General features: G+C 62.6%; 12 protein-coding genes and 1 riboswitch. Of the genes, 6 read left to right on the forward strand and 6 right to left on the reverse strand.

Annotation, left to right across the window (positions count from 1 at the left end; all coding sequences use genetic code 11):
• Positions 1-25: 25 nt before the first annotated feature.
• On the reverse strand, positions 26-3028 hold the full coding sequence (locus tag ACTHNE_RS16085) for a TonB-dependent receptor (RefSeq protein ID WP_440269778.1): 3003 nt from the start codon (positions 3026-3028) through the stop codon (positions 26-28).
• 883 nt (positions 3029-3911) lie between these two features.
• On the opposite strand from ACTHNE_RS16085, the gene ACTHNE_RS16090 reads away from it, so the two are divergent.
• Positions 3912-5384: a GGDEF domain-containing protein gene (locus ACTHNE_RS16090; protein WP_324947055.1), complete on the forward strand. Its 1473-nt coding sequence runs from the start codon at positions 3912-3914 to the stop codon at positions 5382-5384.
• A 144-nt stretch (positions 5385-5528) separates the two neighbouring features.
• Positions 5529-5894, forward strand: a complete 366-nt coding sequence (locus tag ACTHNE_RS16095; protein WP_324947053.1) for a hypothetical protein — start codon at positions 5529-5531, stop codon at positions 5892-5894.
• A gap of 21 nt (positions 5895-5915) precedes the next feature.
• Here the strand turns inward: ACTHNE_RS16095 and ACTHNE_RS16100 are convergent, their stop codons facing one another.
• The 4 genes from ACTHNE_RS16100 to ACTHNE_RS16115 are packed head-to-tail and all read right to left on the reverse strand — an operon-like array spanning position 5916 to position 8738.
• Positions 5916-6422: a hypothetical protein gene (locus ACTHNE_RS16100; protein ID WP_324947051.1), complete on the reverse strand. Its 507-nt coding sequence runs from the start codon at positions 6420-6422 to the stop codon at positions 5916-5918.
• Entirely contained in the window at positions 6419-7297 is an 879-nt protein-coding gene (locus ACTHNE_RS16105; protein WP_324947049.1) for an FAD:protein FMN transferase, read from the reverse strand. The genes ACTHNE_RS16100 and ACTHNE_RS16105 overlap by 4 nt, the downstream gene beginning before the upstream one ends.
• On the reverse strand, positions 7266-7796 hold the full coding sequence (locus tag ACTHNE_RS16110) for an FMN-binding protein (RefSeq protein ID WP_440269779.1): 531 nt from the start codon (positions 7794-7796) through the stop codon (positions 7266-7268). The genes ACTHNE_RS16105 and ACTHNE_RS16110 overlap by 32 nt, the downstream gene beginning before the upstream one ends.
• A 9-nt stretch (positions 7797-7805) precedes the next feature.
• Positions 7806-8738, reverse strand: coding sequence for a DUF6662 family protein (locus tag ACTHNE_RS16115; RefSeq protein WP_324947045.1), 933 nt, complete (start codon positions 8736-8738; stop codon positions 7806-7808).
• A gap of 461 nt (positions 8739-9199) precedes the next feature.
• On the opposite strand from ACTHNE_RS16115, the gene ACTHNE_RS16120 reads away from it, so the two are divergent.
• Both ACTHNE_RS16120 and ACTHNE_RS16125 read left to right on the forward strand, forming a co-directional pair.
• Positions 9200-9787, forward strand: a complete 588-nt coding sequence (locus ACTHNE_RS16120; RefSeq protein ID WP_324947043.1) for a LemA family protein — start codon at positions 9200-9202, stop codon at positions 9785-9787.
• A 50-nt stretch (positions 9788-9837) separates the two neighbouring features.
• A complete protein-coding gene (locus ACTHNE_RS16125; RefSeq protein WP_324947041.1) occupies positions 9838-11796 on the forward strand; it encodes a M48 family metallopeptidase in 1959 nt (652 codons plus the stop codon).
• A gap of 125 nt (positions 11797-11921) precedes the next feature.
• On the opposite strand, the gene gcvP is transcribed toward ACTHNE_RS16125, so the two are convergent.
• A complete protein-coding gene (gene gcvP, locus ACTHNE_RS16130; protein WP_414649779.1) occupies positions 11922-14792 on the reverse strand; it encodes an aminomethyl-transferring glycine dehydrogenase in 2871 nt (956 codons plus the stop codon).
• A 38-nt stretch (positions 14793-14830) separates the two neighbouring features.
• Positions 14831-14924: riboswitch (glycine riboswitch) on the reverse strand.
• A 228-nt stretch (positions 14925-15152) separates the two neighbouring features.
• Between gcvP and ACTHNE_RS16135 the strand changes: the two genes are divergently transcribed.
• Positions 15153-15572, forward strand: a complete 420-nt coding sequence (locus ACTHNE_RS16135) for a VOC family protein (RefSeq protein ID WP_324947036.1) — start codon at positions 15153-15155, stop codon at positions 15570-15572.
• A gap of 557 nt (positions 15573-16129) precedes the next feature.
• A complete protein-coding gene (locus ACTHNE_RS16140) occupies positions 16130-17029 on the forward strand; it encodes a hypothetical protein (protein WP_324947034.1) in 900 nt (299 codons plus the stop codon).
• Positions 17030-17228: the final 199 nt, after the last annotated feature.

The raw sequence follows: 17228 nt of genomic DNA on the forward strand, positions 1-17228 counted from the left end.
GAGGGGGCTTCGCCACGCCACATCATCAGAACGTCGCACGCAGCGTCAGCGCATAACGTGTGTCGTTCACGTACCAGGAGGTGATGTGCTTGCCGGATGCATTCTGGAACATGATCGTGCGCTGTTCGGCGTTGTTGATGTTGTTCATCTCCAGGCCGAGCCTCAGGTGCTCGTTGAACGCGTAGAAGATCGAACCGTCCAACTGACCGTAGGCATCGGCGAATACCGGCAGCTTCCACGGAATGCCGCCATCGGTACCGTTGTAGCCATTCGGACCGATCGACAGCAGATACTGGCTGCGCCAGTTGTAGGCCAGTCGGATTTGCCATGGACCGTGCTCGTAGAAACCAGCGACGTTCATCGAGTCCCGCGACAGGCCATCCGCCGGGAGGTTGCCGTATTTGGAGCCATCCGTATCCACCGGCACCGCCGTGGTCTCGTTCGGCACGTGGGTCCGGCTGCGGATGTAGGTGTAGTTCGCCGACATGCCGAAGCCCTTCACCGGCAGGAAGTCAAAGAACTGGTTCCAGCCCACTTCCGCGCCGTCGATCGTCGCCTTGCCGATATTCACCGGACGGGTGACCAGATACTGGTAGTTATTGCCGTCGACACCCGGATACGTCACGAAATCCGACTCGTTGCGGAAGTAGTCGCTGATGCCCTTGTGGAAGAAGTTGATCCAGGTCATGCCGCCGTGATCCGGGTCGAAGTACCACTCCAGCGACAGATCGAACTGGTTGGCCTTCATCGGCGTCAGGTACGGATTGCTGTTGGACGTACTGGTCAGCGTCAGCTTGTCCAGCGGCAACGTGGTGGTGCCGGGCGGCGGCGTGTAGCCGGACAGTACGGCGGCATTGAGAATCTGATACGCCTGCATCTGGCTGAAGTCCGGCCGCGCAATCGCCTTGGAGAAGGCAAAACGCGTGACCACGTTCGGCGCGAATTCCCACTTCAGGTTCAGGCTGGGCAGGATATCGGTGTATTCGTTGCGGGCATTGATAGGCGAGGACTGGCCCGTGCCCAGAAACGGCGCCAACGCCACATTGGGAAACACCAGAAAGCCTGCGGAATTGTTCCTGGTCTGCACCGCGCGCACACCTACATTGCCGCTCAGGTTGGCATCGTCCAGCCCGAATTCGAGCATGGCATACGCCGCGTAGGTCTTTTCGTGCTGGATATTGGTATGCGCAGCATCGAGCAGCGTGGGCTGGTACGGCACGTTATAGCCGCCACCGATGTAGTACGGAATGGCGGCGTCATGAATGGCCGCGTAGCTGCCCGGATAGCCCAGTGCGGTCGAAAGCACCGGCGCATAGAACGCACCCGGAATACCGGCGGCGCCCCGGTAGAAGTTCTTGAACGTGTCCAGGTGCACCAGGCTGGTATTGACCGTGCTGCTCAAGTTCAGGTTAGGCAACGCGCCGCTGGGAATCGCCCAGCCTTGCATCCAGGTCTGGAACACGGGCATCCAGTTGTAGCCGGTGTCGATGTTGTTGGCGTAGCGGTTGGTGATGCGCACGCCACCCTTCAACGCATGCACGAAGCCGCTGATGAAGCTGTGCGAGACGTCCGCGCGCCAGGCCAGTTCCCTGGCATAGTTCTGGTTCTGGTGGTCCATGGTGAACCCCCAGTAGTAATTGGCGGGGTTCCCGGTGAAGTTGGAATCGACGCCGATGTGCGGCGGGTTGGTGCCATTCAGGCCGACGTCGATGTAGGGCACGTTGGTGCCCAGGGCCACGGTGGAGTCCAGGCTGTTGACCGTCGCCTTGACGAACTGCAGCTCGCTGGTGACTTCGGTGCTCGAGCCCACCAGCCACTTCATGCCGGTGGAAAAGTCCGTGGTCTTGGAGGTGCTGTCGGAGGCGCGGATGTCGGTGCCCATCGGCATGCCGCCAGCCTGGGTGAGGCGACCGGACTGGAACACGCCGCCGTTGATCTGGCTTGGCTGGCTGGCATCCACCTTGACCTGCGTCGGATCGTTCCCCACGAAGATCGCATCTTCGTCCCAGACTTCGTGGTACCTGCTCTGGAATGCGGTGGCGTAGAAATCGAGGTTCTGGTTGGGGCGCCACTGGAAGGCCAGGTAATAGCCGTCACGCTTGCGGTCGTACAGCAAGGTGCGCCAGTCGGCGCCGCGCGGCACCCAGGTGCCGGCGGCGTTCTTGAAGAACGGACGCACGAACAGGCCGTCGGTACGCGTGGCCAGACGCGAATCGGCAACGTCGACGAGGACGCCCATTTCGCCGATGCTGGTATTCCAGCGATTGCTATAGAGCGCCGAGGCTGAGGGCTTGTACTTCTTGACGAAGTCGCCGTAGTTCTCGCTGACCGAGCCGACGATCTTCTGGCCCTGGAAATCGAACGGCATGAAGGTGCGCAAGTTCACCGTGCCGCCCAGGCCGCCTTCGATCATGTCGGCCTTCTGGTTCTTGAACACGTCCACGCCGGACAGCAGTTCCGCCGGCACGTCCTGGAAGCTGAGCGCGCGTCCGCCGTTGGCGGAAAAGCTGTCGCGGCCGTTCAGCTCCGAGCGCACCTGGGTCAGGCCGCGCACCTGCACGCCATTGCCTTCGGCGGAGAAGTGCTCCGGATCGCCCTGGGAGAGGAAGTGGTCGATGGTGACGCCGGGAATGCGCGACAGGGTTTCGGTGACGCTGCGATCGGGCAGTGCGCCGATGTCGGTGGCGGACAGCGAATCGACGAAGGTGTCGGCGTCGCGCTTGATGTCCTGCGCCTTCTCGACCGAAGCGCGGATGCCGGTGACGGTGATGCCCGCCAGCTGCTTGGCTTCCTCGCGCTTTTTCTTTGCGTCCGCGACACCACTGTTGGTGTTGGACTCCCCCGTCTGCGCCGACGCGCTGCCGATGCCGGAAGCCGGCGCCGCATCCTGGGCATGCACGGCGACACCGCCGTAGGTAAAGGCCAATCCCATTGCCACCGCCACTGCCAGCTTGGCGCCGGAACCGGCTGTTGAGCGCACAGGACGTACTACGCCGTGCATTTCGGATGCTTGCACTTTCCCGATCATGAGCAATCTTCTCCCCGCAGTTACCCGTGTCGACAGACCTTGGCCTGCCGGCTGTTTTTTGTGGTTTACGGGCCACCGGCCCGGCTGATGCACCGGCGACAGACTCCCCTATGACGTTGTCTATCGCGATTCGATGTCTGGCAGTGCGGATGCTGCGGCTTGGCCTTTTGTCGGGCAATTACGAAATTGATGGCGGGGGGTAATGTTTCTTCATTTGCGGTTGCCACATTGCATCGATCTAAATGCTCGCGCAGACTGGCTTTTTGATCGGGCAGATGCCGCTTTGGGCGATTTGGATGACATCCTCGCGTGGCGGTACGTGTTTTGTGTTTTCTTATTTTTGAGTCCGCGACGTGGTGCCTTTGGCTTTGAGCTCGCGATGCACTGACATCGCTCAAGGCAACACTGATCAAGTATCGCCGTCGTCGTGATGCCTGAAAGGCTCGCAGGGTGCGCTGCGTGGCGCCGGGAAGACTGGCCGTCTTGCCAAGCCGCGCGGCGCAGCATGCGGGCCTTCCAGACATCACCCCCCTCATTCAAATTCAACCTGTGGGGCCAGCCCTGTCTGTCCACATGCCGCAGGTACCCGTCTCGACGATGCGCCAGTCTGCCTTCGCCGACGGCCCTGTGGCCTGCGAACAGACAGGGCCGGTGACGACGGCGATACTTGATCAATGTTGCCTTAATCGGCTAACAGCGCGGCCTATAACTTGCTTGCCAGCTGCAAAGCGCTTGCTTGCGCGGCGTGGCCAAGGGATTGTGCGTTCCAGGATGGGCTTGCGTTGCGAAGACGGTCCCTCTCGTGGGAACTGCGCCTTCGACGTGACGCATTTTGTCGATAGCCGCCGCGCTGTTGCTTCATCCCGATCAAGAGGAACGTTCGTTGCGTGTCGCCTGGTTACTCGTTTCGCTGTTGACCGCCCACCTGCTTGTGGCGAAGTGGAACGGCCATGCCGAAGCCATGTGGCCGCAGCTGGCGATGATCGCGGTGCAGTGCACGGCCGTATGGGCGCTGTTGAGACGTTATCGACGTAGCCCGGCATTGATCAGGTTGCCGTGGCTGCTGCTGGCGGCGGCCGTCTCGATGCAGGTGTTGTGGGCGAGCACCAATACGCTGGCGACGCTGCTGGGTGACAAGGGCGGCTACCTTGCCGCGCTGGCCACCGTGCTCTCGGCGCTGTACATGATCCCGTGCATGTTCATGGTGACGCGCTCGTTCGCATTGAACGAGCCGCGCACCGTGGCGGTGTTGGACCTGGTGTTGTCGTGCATGGTCGCGGTGCTGGTGTATGAGTTCTTCACCAGCCTCTTGAGCGGACCGTTGGCATCGGATCCATCGAGCATCTACGTGGTGTTGTACCAGGCCGATGCGATCGATTTTTCGCTGGCGGCCATGGCCATGTTGCGGCTGTTTGGCGCACGCAGCTTTCGCTGGCGCTATTTCTACTACGCCGCCAGCGCCTACCTGCTGATCAACGCCATCGTGGCCGCGATCTACAACCGCCTGGAAATGCATGGCTTGCCATGGTGGGCCGGCTCGCTGATCGATATGCCGCATGCGCTGCTGGCGCTGGGTGCCACACGCCAGCCGCCGCGCTGGTTGCGTGCGCATCATCCCTCGCTGCCGGTGTCGCAAACCATCGCCTCGTTCGCGCCGATCGTGCTGTCGATGATGGTGGTGATGCTGACCATCAGCACGTCACGCATCAATTTCATTCCGAGCCTGCTGGTGGGGGCGTCGGCGGTGTTGTTCTACGGTTTGCGCGTGGCGTTCATCCAGAGCCGTAGCATGGACAGCCAACGCGCCGTCAACCTGAGCGCCTGGCGCCTCGAGCAGCAAGTAGGCCGCGATCCGCTTACCGGCATCGCCAATCGCGCCACGCTCGATACGCGTCTGCGGGAGGCGCTCGAAGAAGGGCAGGCAACGGGAAGCTATTGCTCGCTGCTGATGGTCGATATCGACTACTTCAAGCAATTCAACGACAGCCTTGGCCACGTCGCCGGCGATGGCTGCCTCGTCCAGGTGGCCGGTGCGTTGAGCCGCAGCCGCGTGCGCCCCCATGATCTGGTCGCGCGCTACGGCGGCGAGGAATTCGCCATCGTGCTGTTCGCCGCCGGCAGCGAGGTCGCGCAGGATGTCGCACACCGCTTGATCGATGCCATCGAGCGATTGCAGATTGCGCATCCCGGCTGTCCGCTGGGGCGTGTCTCGGTAAGCGTCGGCATCGCCACGCAGACCGCGCAGACGCCGCTGGATCCGCTGGCCTTGCTGGATGAGGCCGATCGAGCGCTTTATCGCGCCAAGAGCAATGGCCGAAATCGTTACGAGCTGGCAACGCGCATGATCGTGCAGTAGTGCGATGCTACGACGGCGTCAAAGCACGCAAGCAAGCACCATCCGCCGTGCCAGCGTTTCGACGCGCTAATAAACCGAAAATCCACGCATCGCTGATTCGCCAAGGTGCAAGCTGTGCGCGGCCACTCAATGGGAGCAGACACCATGGCAGCGCATCGTTCATCCGACCAACGCAGCAGCCAGCGAAACGACAACGACGCCATCGAACCGCAAGCCGTATCGCGTGCACTTCGCAAGGAAGGCAATGCGGGCGGCGTCAGCGGTACCGGACAGGCTTTGCCGCATCACGGTTTTGATGCGGAGAGACGCGAAGCCTTGGGCAATCCGGTAAGCGACGAAGCGCCATTACCCGTGCCTGGAGCCGGTAGCAGCTATCAGGCCGGCGGTACGCACCTCAACCGCGAGCGGCAGGTGGCGACGCGCAAGGATCGCCTGTCCGGCAGCACCGTGGCGAGCAAGGCGCACGATGGTCCCGATCCTGCACCGGGCGCACCGGCGAATCCCAAGTGACGCACGGCTGTGTTGCCGTCGTCAGGCAACTGGCGGATGACGATGCCGAACGGCATTGCGCTGGCGGCCACGCGCGCGGTGCACGATAAATGCGAGCGGCAGCGCGAGCCCGACCAGCCAATGCGCCCACGACATCACCAGCCGCCACTGATCGTCGACCAGGTAGTAGAGCAGGTAGCCGGTAGCGATCAGCCAGCCGAGTAGCGCCACGGTAATGCTGCCAGACAGGCGATGGCGGCCGGTGCGCCAACCCGCCACGACGTGCACGCCCCACACCAGGCCGAACGTCCACAGCGCAGCGAACGCCATCATGGCGTGCAGGCGCAGCCACCACGGTTCCAGCGGATTTTCCGTGGCGCCGAACTCGCCCTTGCTTTGCAGGAAATAATGAAACACCAGCCATAGCACACCGCTCAGCCACAGCATGCCGCCGATGCCATAGACGGTGTAGCGTCGGCGCCGCGACAGGCGCAGGGGAGTGGGGTGATGCCCCACCACGGAGCGGTTGGGCAGCGTGCGCGTGATCATGCCGTCGCTCCGAGCACCGACCAGTTATCGGATGCGTCGTGCAGATAGGCCATGGCATCGAGGCGTTGCAACAAGGGTGCGCTGTCCGCGCCTGCCGCCAATACGATCTTGGTCAAGGCATCAGCGTGCATGCACGTGGGGGCGACCACGCTCACGCACGTCTGTGCGCCGACGCCGGTTCGTGTTCGACCGTGCACTTGCGCACTCTGGCCAGTATCGCCAAATGCGCGGCTGGTGCTGGTGGCCACGGCCGCTTCGTCGATTTCGAGCACCGGCTGCGTGATATGCGGTTCGCTGCCGGTATCGATGGCGACGCGGTGAGGGCCTGGCCCGAGCAGGCGCAGATCGCCGCCTGCGTTGACACAGGCGTTGCGAATGCCGTGTGCTTGCAGGCATGCGATGGCTTGGTCCACCGCATAGCCTTTGGCGATGCCGCCCAGGTCCATCCATAGCGGGCGTTGCAGCACGACGCCGTTTGCGTCATCAAGCTGGATATCGCGCCAGCATGCATCCGCTGCCGGCATGGCGGCGCGCGCGGGCCGAGGCAGAAGGCCTTGCGCAACGAGCTGGCCGGCAACAGTGATGTCGAAGATTCCATCGCTCCACGCGGAAAAAGCGAGTGCGCAGCGCAGCACCTCCGCCGTTTGCGGATCGACCTCGACCGGTGTTCCAGGTGACTCCCGATGGATGCGCGAAAGGTCGCTCTGCGCCTCGTGGAAACTCATCAAGGCATGCACACGCGCTACCGCGGCGAAGGCGGCGTCGATCGCGCGATGGCCCGCCGCCGCATCGTCCGCTTCCACGCGGATCGCGACCGTGGTGCCCAGCAACGGTCGTGCGCGTTCAAGCGTGTTGCTGGGCAAACACGAGGGCATAGGTGGACAGCAGGCGCTTCACGCCATCGGTGATGTGCCGGCTGGAAAGCGTGGCGCCGGAGATGTTCTTGATGTCGTCGCCGATCTTCAGCGGCGCGCCGTGCGTCTTGCCGGTGAATTGCGCACGCCAGTTCGCGTTGCGCACCTGGTCGCCATAGGTTTCGCGGTATTCGAGAATTTCCACGTCCTTCACCGCGCCGTGTTCGTCCAGGGCCAGCGCGAACGGACTGAAATCGTGCTTGCCCACCACCTCGTCGGCGATGAACCAACCGCCAGTGGAGCTCTTCCACACCTTCAGTTGCGGGCTCAGCACGTTGACGTCGCTGTCCTTTTCGATCGCCCTCATCTGTTCCGGCGTCAAGGTGACGAAGGCGGGCGTGAGAGTGGCGCCGGGAAACATCAGCGCCTGCGCCTGTTCCACGCTCAAATACACGGTAGCGCGAACAGGTGCGGCGACCACCAGGGCCGCCAAGGGAATCAGCAGGAGACGGGATTGCATGTTCCCTCCTCAGAAGTAGAAGCCGCCCTTGATGCGCAGGCGGTACTTTTCGAAATCGTTGTCGAAAACGCGACCGCCCACCAGCGCGCCCGGCACTGTGTCGGAATGCGTGCTCGCCCACGGCAATTGTTCCAGGAACGTCGCCGTGACGAAGAAACGCTTGCCGCCATAATGGATGGTGGGGCCAAAGTAATAGCCACTGTTGGATTCGCGTGTGAAATTGTAGCTGTTGTATTCGTGCTCGTTTTCGAACTCGAGTCCGGCGGACCAGTTGGGTGCGAAGCGATACGACGCCGCCACGCCGAGGTTTGCATCCACTTCGTAGTTCCAGGCTTTCTTGCCGGGCAGGTCGTCGACGTGCTGGTTGCGCCATTCCGGCGCATAGGTGGCGTTGAACGCGGTGACCAGGCGATCGTCGAAGAAATTCTTCTGCAGGATCAGCTTGGTTTCCAGTTCGCGGAATGCCGCACCGATGGTGGGCTCCACGTACACGGCCATGCCGATCTTGTCGGTATATGGGCTGAAGATGCGATAGATCACTTCGCCCGACACGCCGACGAAGCGCGACGCCTGGTAGTGGCTGTACGGATCGGGGTTGTCGTAGGACAGCGGTTCGGGCGGCGTGGTGATGCCATAGGGACCATTGCGATACGCCTGCGCCCAGGTGTAGTTGAGATACATCGCCACCTGCAGGTTGTCGGCCAGGCCGTACTCGAACTCGGTGCGGCCATCGAGCTGGTCGAACGTGCCGGCTATTTTCTGGTGGCGCCAGGTAGCCCATTGCTCCACTTCCATCGCGCCCTTGGGCAGCAGGTCGGTGGTGTAGACGTAGCCGAACTGGCTTTCCTCTGCGCCGGCCGTGGAAGCTAGCCCGGCGCCGAGCATGCCGGCGGCAAGGGTGGCGAGAAGTAACGCAGCGCGGCAGGTACGCGGCTGACCCATCAGAGGAGCCCCTAGGAAAAGTATTAAGATAACAAATGCGAATTATTCGCATTATGGTTTGAATGTCAATGGTTGAGGGCCTTGGGCGAGGGTGTGCGGATCTTTCAGATCGCCTCACTGTCCTTGCGGCGAAGGCCGGACGTAGCGCGAAGCGCGGAGAACGTCCGGAGGAAGGCCCCGAAAGGGTGAGCGAAGCGAATCATCTATCTCCAGTACGAAGCATAGATTTCGGCCTTCGCCGGAATGACGGTGAGGTTTCTTGTAGCGGTCCGCCAGCGCATAACTCACCACCACACATCACCATGCAAAAGCTCGCTTGCGCGAAGTTGACGCCAAAAAAATCCGCCCATCACCGCAAATAGGCCCCACCACGTTCGTGCTACGCTCCCGCCCGGGTTGAACGCAGTCATACCTGGGAAAACCTAAATAACGGCGTGCAGCACGCCGCAGGGGGAATAACGATGGGCTTGTTCGTCTTTTTGGCGTTGATCGTCGTGGTCGTCGTGTACGTCGTTTCGCTGTACAACGGCCTGGTCACGGCGCGTAACAGTTACAAGAACGCCTTCGCGCAGATCGATGTGCAGCTCACGCGCCGCCATGATTTGATTCCCAACCTGGTGGAAACGGCCAAGGCCTATCTCGCGCACGAACGCGGCACCTTGGAAGCGGTGATCCAGGCGCGCAATGCCGCCGTCAAAGGCCTGGCCGACGCCAAGCGCAATCCTGGCGATCCTGGCGCAATGGATCAGCTGGCTGCAACGCAAGACGGCCTCAACCAAAGCTTGGGACGCCTGTTCGCGCTCAGCGAGGCGTATCCGGATCTCAAGGCCAACCAGACCATGATGCAGCTTTCCGAGGAGCTCACGTCCACGGAAAACCGCGTCGCCTTCGCGCGCCAGGCCTATAACGACGCGGTAATGACATACAACAATCGCCGCGAAGTGTTTCCCGCCTCCTTCGTCGCCAACAGCTTCAGCTTCGCGCCTGCGCAGTTGCTGCAGGTGGAGGACGCTGCGGTGCGCGAAGTGCCCAAAGTGTCGTTCGGCTGAGCGCTTAGCGAACTCGTCGACAGCGCATCGATCCTGCCGGGAGGGGCGGAATGGATTTTTTCGCCGAACAGGCGCGTGTACGCAGCAGCACTCGCATGCTGGTTTTGTTGTTCGTGGCGGCGGTGCTTGCCATTGTCGCCGCCGTGGATATGGTGGTGCTGCTGGTGTTCGGATACCCGCGGCATTTCGTGCGGTTGTTTGCCACTGGCCAGACGCTGCATCACCTGCCGTCCCTGCTGAGCATCAGCACCATCGCCGTGCTTGGCCTTATCGCGGGTTGCGCGTGGTATCGCATCAACAGTTTGTCCGCGGGTGGCAAAGCGGTGGCCGAGGATGTCGGCGGCGAGCCGGTGCCGCCCGATACGCAGGACCCCAGGCTGCGGCAATTGCGCAACGTGATCGAGGAAGTGGCGATCGCTTCGGGCACGCCCGTGCCGGACATCTATTTCCTGCCGAACGAACCCGGCATCAACGCGTTCGCTGCAGGCTATTCGGCATCCGACGCCGCCATCTGCGTGACGCAAGGCTGCCTGGATCATCTGACACGCGACGAATTGCAGGGTGTGATCGCTCACGAATTCAGCCACGTGCTCAACGGCGACATGCGGCTCAATATCCGTTTGATGGGATTGCTGTTCGGCATCATGGCCTTGTCGGTGATCGGCCGCCAGCTTGCGTGGTCCGGTACGTCGTATGGCGGAAGGTATGATGACGATCGTGGCAGGGGTGGCGGCTACCTGTTCGGTTTCCTGTTGCTCATCATCGGGTCGATCGGGCATTTCTTCGGCCGCCTGATCCAGGCTGCGGTAGCGCGTTCGCGCGAAGCGCTCGCCGATGCGTCCGCCGTGCAGTTCACCCGGCAGACGCGCGGCATTGCCGGTGCGCTGAAGAAAATTGCTGTGTTGGAAGAGGGTTCGCAGTTGCAGGTGGCGAACCGTCATGAAGTGGCGCACATGATGTTCGGCGATGTGGACAACTTCAACGCATGGTTCGCAACGCATCCGCCATTGCTGACGCGCATCCGCACGCTGGAACCCTGGTTTCGCGAACGCGAGCTGGCGCAGTTCGAGGCGCAGATGCATGCCTCATTGCAGGCCGAGCCATCCGCCGCAACCGGCAACGATACTTCTGCAGTCACGCGCGTGCTGCCGCCGCTGGAATGGCCCGGCCAGGTCGGTGCCGCCGTGCTTGCCGCCCAGCCAACCGTCGCGCCGCCGCCGGTCGAGCCGAAGGACAAGGCCTTGCAACATGCCGCGGCGCTGCAGCAAGGCATTCCAGGTCACCTGGACGAAGCCGCCAGGCAGCCCGAATCTGCGCTTACCTTGGCGCTCGCGCTGGCCATGTCCGAACACGACGATCTGCAGGCCAAGCAAAAGCGGCTTATCGCCAATGCCTTCGGCGACGACGTGCAGTGGGCGGCAAGCAAGCTCGCCGTGGATAAAGCAACCATACCGGCCACCTCGCGCCTGCCGCTGATCGCGCTCGCTTTCCCTGCACTCAAGCAACTGCCGCAAGGGCGCCTGCAAACCTTGCTGGAAACGCTCGACGCGGTGGTCAGCGTCGATCCGCTGGTCGGGCTGGAGGATTATTGCCTGGTACGGCTGCTGCGCATGTATCTGCTGGAAGCCTTGAAGCCGCGCCAGGCACCGATCGACGGCCAGAAGAAACTGCCCGCCTGCCGCGACAGCGTGGCGCTGGTATGCGCGGTGGTGGCGACGTATGGCGCCAACGATGATGGCGCAGCGCGACGGGCATGGTTGCTGGCGATGAACCAGGCGCTCCCAGGCATGACTGCCAACTGGCGAACCTTGCCGCTGGATTGGCAGACGCCGTTCGATCGCGCGCTGGACGAGTTGGATGGCCTGATGCCAGCCGCCAAGGACATCGTCATCCAGAGTCTGCTTGCTGCGATTCGTGCGGATGGCGTGGTCACGCCGACCGAGACCGAATTGTTGCGGGTGATTTGCGCGAGCCTGCATTGTCCCGTGCCGGCCGGCAGCACCATGTAGGCTGGGGTGAAAACCCCAGCATTAGGGAGCCGTGTAGATGACGATGCTGGGGTTTGCACCCCAGCCTACAAGAACAAAAAAAGCCCCGCGCGAGGCGGGGCTTTTTGCATGAGCGTGCGACGCCATCACACCTCGACTTCTTCCTTGTAAGCATCCACCGGGATGCATGCGCACATCACGTTCTTGTCGCCGTAGACGTTGTCCACGCGCGCCACCGGCGACCAGTACTTCTGCAGCTTGAGGCTGGGCAGCGGGAAGGCGGCCAGTTCGCGCGGATAGGCGTGCGCCCACTCGGTGCCGGTTACCATGGTGGCGGTATGCGGCGCGTTCTTGAGCGGATTGTCTTCGCGGTCCAGGCGGCCGTCTTCGATCGCGCGGATTTCGTCGCGGATCTGGATCATCGCGTCGACGAAGCGATCCAGCTCATGCTGCGATTCGCTCTCGGTCGGTTCCACCATCAACGTGCCGGGCACCGGGAAGCTCAGCGTGGGGGCGTGGAAGCCGAAATCGATCAAGCGCTTGGCCACGTCTTCGGCGCTGATGCCGGTACTGTCCTTGAGCGGACGCAGGTCGAGGATGCATTCGTGCGCCACCAAACCGTTGCGGCCGGTGTAGAGCGTTTCGTAATGCGACGCCAAGCGCTTGGCGATGTAGTTGGCGTTGAGCAGCGCCACCTGTGTGGCCTTGCGCAGGCCTTCGCGGCCCATCAGCGTGATGTACATCCAGCTGATCGGCAGGATGCTGGCGCTGCCGAAGCTGGCTGCGCTGACCATACCGACCTTGCCTTCGCCGCCGAGCTCCCTGGGCAGGAATGGAGCAAGATGCGACTTCACCGCGCAGGGACCGACACCCGGGCCGCCACCGCCGTGCGGAATGCAGAAGGTCTTGTGCAGGTTCAGATGTGAAACGTCCGAGCCCCATTTGCCGGGCTTGGCCACGCTCACCAACGCATTCATGTTGGCGCCGTCGGTGTACACCTGACCGCCATGCTGGTGCACGATCTCGCAGATGCGCACCACGTCTTCCTCGAACACGCCGTGCGTGGAAGGGTAGGTGATCATCAGGGCGGCGAGGCGGTCGGAATATTTTTCCGCCTTGGCGCGAATGTCGTCGATGTCGACGTTGCCGTTGGCGTCGCACTTGGTGACCACCACCGTCATGCCGCACATTTGCGCGGAAGCCGGATTGGTGCCATGCGCGGATTCGGGAATCAGGCAGATGTCGCGCTGGTCTTCGCCACGCGAGCGGTGATACGCGCGAATGGCCAGCAGGCCGGCGTATTCGCCCTGCGCGCCGGAGTTCGGCTGCAGGCTCACCGCGTCGTAGCCGGTGCATTCCACCAGCATCGCCTCCAGTTCTTCGATCAGCTGCTTGTAGCCTTGCGTCTGGTCGGCCGGCGCCAGCGGATGGATGCCGCCGAACTCGGGCCATGTCACCGGAATCATCTCGGCGGTGGCGTTGAGCTTCATGGTGCAGCTGCCGAGCGGGATCATGGTGCGATCCATCGCCAGGTCCTTGTCGGCGAGCGAGCGCATATAGCGCAGCAGTTCGTGTTCGCTGTGATGCGTGTTGAACACCGGATGCTGCAGGAAGGCTTCCTTGCGCAACAATGCGGCGGGCAGTTCGTCCGGCGTGTTGGCATCCGCTTCGTCGATGTCGACGATCTCGGCGCCGAACAACCTGGCCAGTGCGAGCACATCGGCGCGCGTGGTGGTTTCGTCCAGGCTGATGCCCACGCTCTGGCCGTGGATCTGGCGCAGGTTGATACCTTGGCTCACGGCCTTGGCATGGATCGCATCGGCGTCGACGTTGGTGATGTGCAGCGTATCGAAGAAATCCGTACCCACCGTCATGCCGGCGCGGCGCAAGGCAGCGGCCAGGATCGCGGCAAAGCGATGCGTACGGCGTGCGATGCGCTTCAAGCCATCCGGGCCGTGGTACACCGCGTACATGCTGGCCATCACCGCCAGCAATACCTGCGCAGTGCAGATGTTGGAGGTGGCCTTCTCGCGGCGGATATGCTGCTCGCGCGTCTGCAGGGTGAGGCGGTACGCCGGCTTGCCTTCCGCATCCACCGACACGCCAATCAGGCGGCCAGGCATGGAACGCTTGTACGCATCGCGGCAAGCAAGATAGGCGGCGTGCGGGCCGCCGAAGCCGAACGGAACGCCGAAACGCTGGCTGTTGCCGACCACGATGTCCGCGCCCCAGGAACCCGGTGAGGCGATCAGCGTGAGCGCGAGCAGATCGGTCGCCACCGCGACGATGCCGCCGCGCGCATGCACCGCATCGGCCACCGCGCGGTAATCGTTGATCTGGCCGTACGTGTTCGGGTACTGCAGCAGTACGCCGAAGCTGTCGACGCTGGACGCTTCGGCCGGTTCACCCACGCGCACTTCAATGCCGATGCCGTCGGCGCGCGTGTGCAGCACTTCCAATGTTTGCGGATGCACGTCGTTGGCGACGAAGAACACGTTGCTCTTGGATTTGGCCGAGCGCTTGGCCAGCGTCATCGCTTCGCCCGCGGCGGTGGCTTCGTCCAGCAGCGAGGCATTGGAGATGTCCATGCCGGTGAGATCGGCGACCATGGTCTGGAAATTGATCAGCGCTTCCATGCGGCCTTGCGAGATTTCCGCCTGGTACGGCGTGTATGCCGTGTACCACGCGGGATTTTCCAGGATGTTGCGCAGGATGACGTTCGGCGTGAGCGTGCCGTAGTAACCCTGGCCGATGAAGTTCTTGAATACCTTGTTCTTGCGCGCGATGCTGCCGATCTTCGCCAGCGCTTCTTCTTCCGTGATGCTTTCGGGCAACGCCAGCGGCTGTTGCGATTTGATCTGGCCGGGCACGATTGCGTCGGTCATCGCCTCCAGCGAGTCGTAGCCGATCACGCGCAGCATCTGCGTAATTTCGGCATCGTTGGGGCCGATGTGGCGCTCGATGAAAGCGTTGTGGTGCTCGAGTTCGCGCAGCGAAGGGGAATGGGTCTGGCTCATGGCAAGGGCGTCCGAAGAAAACGTGCAGGCCGCACGCGGGGCGCCCCTCTGTCCTTTTGCCTGAGAGTTTGGAAGCTCGCGCTTCGTGCCCCTTCGGCGCCGGATTGAACCGGTCTCTCCAGAGTCTTGGGTATACGGCGGTATGGAGCCTGAGCGATTACGGGCGTTGCGCCTTCGGCAGCGGGTGTGGGCCCGCTTCTCCCACCGTGTACATCAAGATGCCGATTATACCCCCAACGAAGAGGATCAGCGGGCGTAGGTTGGGGTGCAAACCCCAACGGTGCCATGCTTGGGGATAGCGATGTTGGGGTTCCCACCCCAACCTACCCATTGCCACGGTCATCGTCCGAAGCAAAGATCATGAACAAACCACCTTTCCGCATCGAACAACTCGACCACGTCGTGCTGCGCGTCCATGACGTTCCCCTGATGCAGGCGTTCTACTGCGAGGTACTGGGCTGCAGCGTGGAGCGCCGGCAGGACGACATCGGCCTGGTGCAATTGCGCGCCGGCAACTCACTGATCGACCTGGTGGCCGTCGACAGCAAACTGGGCCGTCAGGGCGGTGCCGGCCCGGGCACGGAAGGGCACAACATGGATCACCTATGCCTCAGCGTGGCCGACTACGACGAAACCGCGATCCTGGCGCACTTGAAGGCGCATGGCGTGGAAGTAGGGGAAACCGGCAGCCGCTACGGCGCCAAGGGCGAAGGCCCCTCCATTTATCTGTTTGATCCGCAAGGCAACATGGTCGAGCTGAAAGGCCCGCCCTCGATGTAAAACCTCCAGACGCATACGTATGCAGACGTATGCATGTGAAAAAGCATGGGCCAGAGGTCACGAATTTAACGTTTGTGACGTGGTTCTCGTTATAATGCGCGCCTCCCAGGGCGTGTGTGCCTGCTGTCCGTAGCGACGGTGCAGCACATCGCGCGTGCGGTCCCGCAAAGCGATGTTCCTCGGCATTTGCGCTGGATTTCACGACGGTTTTCGGTGCTTGCGGATCTCGCACGCTGTTTCGGCGCGTGCCAGACGATCCGGGCCGTTCCTGGCGCAAGGAGTTTGAGGCATTGGCCGGCTTCCCCACCGGCCGATCCGTTCACCGCGAAGGTATTCGCAGTCTGTCCGCGGCGGGCAGGAGCGTGAGCTTCTGCGCCCCCGGGTCGCGTGCGGCCTTGTGCGGGCAAACGGTTACATCGCGTCGCCGAGGACGCAACGACAGGTGTTCGATCTTTCATGGTGTCGCGCAACGACGATAAGTCGTCGCGCACTTGCAGTTCGAGGGTGCCGGTGTGTGTGAATCGGATGTTTCTAGGCGGCCAAACGATGGCGATGGCATGGATACGGTTGCAGTGTCTGACCGCGAAATAGGCAAGCTGCTCAACAATCTTCCTTCCGCGCATGGTTCTGCGCAGGACGGACGCGCGTGGAAGCGGCGTTTCAACGATCCGGCCAAGCGGGCGCGTCGCGTGGCGCGCGTGGTTCGGCACATTCGTTTCGTCTATTTTGCCCACGTCGACGACGACAGCCTGTTCGGCGAGTACCACAACGATCTGGTCACGGCGGAAGTGCTGATGGACCGCGTGCTCGCCGCGCGCGCCGCCGGCATGAAGGCGGTGCACCCGCACCTGCAGAGCGAAGCTGAAGAGCGGTTGTTGAACCGTCCGCCACGCGGCAGCTTTTCGCAGGTGACGCCCGAATACATCCGCTGGTACGGCCGCGACGGCGCGCGCCGCAACCAGCCGATGGTGCGCGAGGAACTGGCCATCGAGCTGATGGGCGAATACGGCTACAGCTATAGCGATGCGCTGGACATCGCCACCAACGATTCCGCCGCGCTGGCGCGGCTGGACCAGGCGTGGCTGCTCAAGCGCGCCAAGACGCCGATCTATTGCCGGCCGCTGCATGCGGGGGAGTTCCATCAACTCGCGCATGCAATCGAAGCGGCCTATCGGGTGCCGTCCGGCGATGCTCAGGTGGCGCGCGCCAATATCGAAATCGCAAGGCGCGCCGCCGCGGTGCTCGGCACGGTGATGGACGAGTTCGTGGAATCGCCGTTCCGCACGTCGGTGCTGGCCGAAGCATTCGCCGAATTCCACAGCGCACACCTGTTGCGCATCGCGCATGCGCGCCTTGCCGGCTTGCAGCCGATGCCGGTCACCGGCGTGTTGGGCTGGTTCTCCGCCAAGCGCGCGCGGATCTATGCGGAAGTGCAGGCGCGTTTGGCCGCACGTTAAGGCAACACTGAATAAGTATCGCCGTCGTCACCAGCCCTGTCTGTTCGCAGGCCACAGTGCCGTCGGCGAAGGCAGACTGGCGCATCGTCGAGACGGGTACCTGCGGCATGCGGACAGACAGGGCTGGCCCAACTATTGAATTTAAAGGGATGGGTGATGCCTGGAAGGCCCGCAGGCTGCGCCGCGCGGCTTGGCAAGA

The organism is Dyella sp. (assembly GCF_051954575.1).
GTDB lineage: Bacteria > Pseudomonadota > Gammaproteobacteria > Xanthomonadales > Rhodanobacteraceae > Dyella_B.

What these genes read in the sequence shown, in the direction of transcription:
- ACTHNE_RS16125 (WP_324947041.1), top strand. Translation starts at nt 9,838, where the DNA reads ATGGATTTTTTCGCCGAACAGGCGCGTGTACGCAGCAGCACTCGCATG.
- ACTHNE_RS16095 (WP_324947053.1), top strand. Translation starts at nt 5,529, where the DNA reads ATGGCAGCGCATCGTTCATCCGACCAACGCAGCAGCCAGCGAAACGAC.
- ACTHNE_RS16115 (WP_324947045.1), bottom strand. Translation starts at nt 8,738, where the DNA reads ATGGGTCAGCCGCGTACCTGCCGCGCTGCGTTACTTCTCGCCACCCTT.
- ACTHNE_RS16120 (WP_324947043.1), top strand. Translation starts at nt 9,200, where the DNA reads ATGGGCTTGTTCGTCTTTTTGGCGTTGATCGTCGTGGTCGTCGTGTAC.
- ACTHNE_RS16085 (WP_440269778.1), bottom strand. Translation starts at nt 3,028, where the DNA reads ATGATCGGGAAAGTGCAAGCATCCGAAATGCACGGCGTAGTACGTCCT.
- ACTHNE_RS16140 (WP_324947034.1), top strand. Translation starts at nt 16,130, where the DNA reads ATGGATACGGTTGCAGTGTCTGACCGCGAAATAGGCAAGCTGCTCAAC.
- gcvP (WP_414649779.1), bottom strand. Translation starts at nt 14,792, where the DNA reads ATGAGCCAGACCCATTCCCCTTCGCTGCGCGAACTCGAGCACCACAAC.
- ACTHNE_RS16105 (WP_324947049.1), bottom strand. Translation starts at nt 7,297, where the DNA reads ATGCCCTCGTGTTTGCCCAGCAACACGCTTGAACGCGCACGACCGTTG.
- ACTHNE_RS16110 (WP_440269779.1), bottom strand. Translation starts at nt 7,796, where the DNA reads ATGCAATCCCGTCTCCTGCTGATTCCCTTGGCGGCCCTGGTGGTCGCC.
- ACTHNE_RS16100 (WP_324947051.1), bottom strand. Translation starts at nt 6,422, where the DNA reads ATGATCACGCGCACGCTGCCCAACCGCTCCGTGGTGGGGCATCACCCC.
- ACTHNE_RS16135 (WP_324947036.1), top strand. Translation starts at nt 15,153, where the DNA reads ATGAACAAACCACCTTTCCGCATCGAACAACTCGACCACGTCGTGCTG.